The sequence below is a fragment of the Tritonibacter horizontis genome (assembly GCF_001518015.1).
Lineage (GTDB): Bacteria > Pseudomonadota > Alphaproteobacteria > Rhodobacterales > Rhodobacteraceae > Epibacterium > Epibacterium horizontis.
In genome coordinates this window covers 1-3,816 of sequence record NZ_LPUY01000106.1, presented here as the reverse complement: position 1 = coordinate 3,816, position 3,816 = coordinate 1, and the positions used below count along the sequence as shown (strand labels likewise).

5 protein-coding genes are annotated in these 3,816 nt (G+C 66.7%); all 5 read left to right on the top strand.

Annotation, left to right across the window (positions count from 1 at the left end):
• Positions 1–549 (top strand): hypothetical protein (locus TRIHO_RS19900; RefSeq protein ID WP_207498758.1); only part of this gene is annotated, 549 nt, incomplete at its 5' end.
• A gap of 111 nt (positions 550–660) precedes the next feature.
• On the top strand, positions 661–948 hold the full coding sequence (gatC, locus tag TRIHO_RS19895; RefSeq protein ID WP_068247979.1) for an Asp-tRNA(Asn)/Glu-tRNA(Gln) amidotransferase subunit GatC: 288 nt from the start codon (positions 661–663) through the stop codon (positions 946–948).
• 3 nt (positions 949–951) lie between these two features.
• Complete coding sequence (gatA, locus tag TRIHO_RS19890) at positions 952–2,439, top strand: Asp-tRNA(Asn)/Glu-tRNA(Gln) amidotransferase subunit GatA (RefSeq protein WP_068247976.1); 1,488 nt, start codon at positions 952–954, stop codon at positions 2,437–2,439.
• 142 nt (positions 2,440–2,581) lie between these two features.
• Entirely contained in the window at positions 2,582–3,313 is a 732-nt protein-coding gene (locus tag TRIHO_RS19885; RefSeq protein WP_207498756.1) for a hypothetical protein, read from the top strand.
• An 18-nt stretch (positions 3,314–3,331) separates the two neighbouring features.
• Positions 3,332–3,816: N-acetylmuramoyl-L-alanine amidase (locus TRIHO_RS19880; RefSeq protein WP_068247985.1), on the top strand; the 485-nt coding region annotated here is incomplete at its 3' end.

Sequence of the window (3,816 nt, the reverse complement as noted above, 5' to 3'; positions counted from 1 at the left end):
GCCGGTGGCGGGCAGGGTGGGGGCATGCTGAGGCTGCTCTGCGGGGGGCTGGCGTTGATTGGGATTGGCAGTGGGCTGTTTCATACCGTCGCCCAATCCTGGGCCGCGCTGGCGGATGTGGGCCCCATCGTGCTGTTCATTCTGACCTATCTCTTTGCCATCAATCGCGATGTGGTCGGGTTGCGTCCGTTGGCCGCGCTGGGCGCGACGGCGCTGTTTCTGCCCTATGCGGCGGCGGTGGGGGCAGGGTTTGCGCAGATCCCCGCGCTTGGCAGTTCGGCGGCTTATGGCCCAGTGCCGGTGTTGATCCTGCTCTACGCGGCCGCGCTGCGGCACCGGGCACCGGCGCTGGCGCGCGGCTTTGCCATCGGGGCTTGGCTGTTGATCCTGTCGCTGACCGCACGCACGCTGGATATGCCGCTGTGCCGCGCGCTGCCGGTCGGCACCCATTTCCTGTGGCACCTGTTGAATGCGGCCATGCTCGGCTGGATGATCGAGGTCTACCGGCGGTTTTGCATGGCCGCGCCGGCGCCGCGAAATGCCGCATGAGGCCCGCATCGGGGGGCCGCAGGCCGATCTGACCCGCAGAAATCCCAAGGCAGGCTTGCGGCGCGGGGGCGTGGGCGGTAAATGCCAATACAACACGAGATGAGGGTATCCATGTCGATTGACCAAAGCACCGCCGCGAAAGTGGCGAAACTGGCCCGGATCAAGGTCGAAGAGGACGCGCTGCCGGCACTGGCAGAAGAGTTCAACACGATCCTGGGTTTCATCGAGCAACTGAACGAAGTTGATGTCGAAGGCGTCGAGCCAATGACCTCCGTCACCCCGCAGCGCCTGTTGCGCCGGGTGGACGAGGTCACCGACGGCAGCCAGCAGGACAAGGTCCTCGCCAATGCCCCGGATGCCCGCGAGGGGTTCTTTGCCGTGCCCAAGGTTGTGGAGTAAGACATGTCAGAGCTGAACAAACTGGGCCTTGCTGAGGCCCGCGACCTGCTGCGCAAAGGCGAGACGACCTCTGTCGAGCTGACCGAGGCCTGCCTCAAGGCGATCGACGCGGCGGATGCGCTGAATTCTTTCGTGCACAAGACGCCGGATATTGCGCTGGAGCGCGCCCGGGCGGCGGATGCCCGTCTGGCCGCAGGCGACGCGCCTGCCATGTGTGGCCTGCCCATCGGCATCAAGGATCTGTTCTGCACCAAAGGCGTCGACAGCCAGGCCGCTTCGAACATCCTCAAGGGGTTCAAGCCCGAGTATGAATCCACCGTTTCCGGCAAGCTGCAGGAAGCCGGCGCGGTCATGCTGGGCAAGCTGAACATGGACGAATTCGCCATGGGCTCCTCGAACGAGACCTCCGCCTATGGCGACGCAATCAGCCCCTGGCGGCGTGGCGGCGAAGAGACGCCGCTGACGCCCGGTGGTTCTTCTGGCGGCTCTGCGGCGGCGGTGGCGGCCGACCTGTGTCTGGCCGCGACCGGCACCGATACCGGCGGCTCGATCCGCCAGCCTGCGGCCTTTACCGGCACCGTCGGGATCAAGCCGACCTACGGGCGCTGCTCGCGCTGGGGCATTGTCGCCTTTGCCTCCTCGCTGGATCAGGCCGGGCCGATGACCAAATCGGTGCGCGATGCGGCGATCATGCTGGAGGCGATGTGCGGCCATGACGCCAAGGACAGCACCTCGGTCGATCTGGCTGTGCCGAACTTCGAGGCCATGCTGACCGGCGACATCAAGGGTAAGAAGATCGGCATTCCGCGCGAGTATCGCATGGATGGCATGCCGGAGGAGATCGCCAGGCTCTGGGATGACGGCGCCGAGATGCTGAAAGCGGCAGGGGCCGAGATCGTCGAGATTTCCCTGCCCCACACCAAATACGCGCTGCCCGCCTATTATGTGATCGCCCCGGCCGAGGCCTCGTCGAACCTGGCCCGCTATGACGGGGTGCGCTTTGGCCATCGCGCCACGCTGGCGCAGGGCGACGGCATCACCGAGATGTACGAAAAGACCCGCGCCGAAGGCTTTGGCCATGAGGTGCAGCGCCGGGTGATGGTCGGCACCTATGTGCTGTCAGCAGGCTTTTACGACGCCTATTACAACCGCGCCCGCCGGGTGCGTACCCTGATCAAGAAGGACTTCGAGGATGTCTTTGCCGCAGGAGTGGACGCGATCCTGACCCCGGCAACGCCGTCTGCGGCCTTTGGTCTGGGCGAGATGTCGGATGCGGATCCGGTCAAGATGTACCTCAATGATGTGTTCACCGTGACGGTGAACCTGGCCGGTCTGCCGGGCATCTCGGTGCCGACCGGGCTGGACGCGCAGGGGCTGCCGCTGGGCTTGCAGCTGATTGGTCGGCCCTGGGACGAGGGCGATCTGCTCAATACCGCCTATGCGCTGGAGCAATCGGCCGGGTTTGTGGCCAAACCGGCGCGTTGGTGGTAGTGCTGCGTCCAGCTGCGGCGTGCCTGCGGGCCCGCTGCAGAGCGGACGTGGACGACAGGATGGTAGGCAACGACAGGTGCGGATACAGGTGCGGATGATGGCGAGCGACGGGCGAAATTCTGGGTGGGGTCTGAAACTCCTGATGGCGGCGAGCTGTGTCGCGCTTGTGGCCTGCGATCCGCAGGTGCCGGACAGTGCTGCAGGCATTGGCGATGACACCAGCCCCTTTAACGCGCCTCCCGAAGTCGAACCCGGCCTGACGCTGAACGGCGACCCGCTGGTGCCGGCGGGGCGACTTGGCGATGAGACCACCGCCAACTGGCAGGATCCGCGCCCCTCCGCCGGGGCGCAACCGGGCAGCGACGATATCGCGCGCGAAGCGGCGGCAGCGATCGCGGCCAGCGGCCAGAACTCCGGACGTCAGCCGATCGAGGCCAGCCCGTCGAACCCGGCCCCAGCCGTGATCGGCAACCCCGGTCTGTCCGACGAAAACGACTTTGCCGCCGTTGCCTCGCGCCAGACCATCGAAAGCGACGCAGAGCGTCTGCAGCGACAGCGCGCCCAGTATCAGATCGTCAGTCCGACGGATGTGCCGGACCGGCCGCAGGACCTGTCGCCCAATATCGTGCGCTATGCGCTGTCGACCTCGAACCCGCGCGGCCAGCGGGTCTATAGCCGGACCGGGCTGAACCTGCAGGCGCGGTCGCAACGCAACTGCGCCGCCTATGAATCGCCAGATCTCGCCCAGGTGGCATTTCTGGAGGAAGGCGGCCCGAAGCGCGACCGCCTGGCGCTTGACCCGGATGGGGATGGCTATGCCTGCGGCTGGGACCCGGCGCCCCTGCGGGCGGCTGTGCGCGCCCAAAGCCAGTAAGCTGCGGCGGGCGCCATCATGATCCCCGACGCGCCCATCTGGCACCCCAGCCCGAATTTCGGGCCGCGTCGGGATGGGCTGCAGCCAGAGCTGATCGTCCTTCACTACACGGCCATGACCAGTGCCGAGGCGGCGGTGCAGCGGCTGTGCGATCCGGCCTGCGAGGTCTCGGCGCATTACGTCATCGGCGCGTCCGGGCAGCTGTGGCAGCTGGTGGCAGAGGCAGATCGGGCCTGGCACGCGGGCGCGGGGGAATGGGCCGGGCGCGACGATGTCAACTCCCGCTCCATCGGGATCGAGCTGGACAATCGCGGCACACATCCGTTTTCGGACCCTCAGATGCAGGTGCTGGAGCAGCTGCTGGCGGACATCATGCAGCGCTGGGCGATTCCCCCCGAAGGCGTCATCGGCCATTCCGACATGGCACCGGGGCGCAAGTGGGATCCGGGGCCGCGCTTCGACTGGCAGCGGCTGGCCATCGGTGGTCTGGCGCGGCCTGCGGG

Coding starts and splice junctions, on each gene's coding strand:
- gatC (WP_068247979.1), top strand. CDS start 661: ATGTCGATTGACCAAAGCACCGCCGCGAAAGTGGCGAAACTGGCCCGG.
- gatA (WP_068247976.1), top strand. CDS start 952: ATGTCAGAGCTGAACAAACTGGGCCTTGCTGAGGCCCGCGACCTGCTG.
- TRIHO_RS19885 (WP_207498756.1), top strand. CDS start 2,582: ATGGCGGCGAGCTGTGTCGCGCTTGTGGCCTGCGATCCGCAGGTGCCG.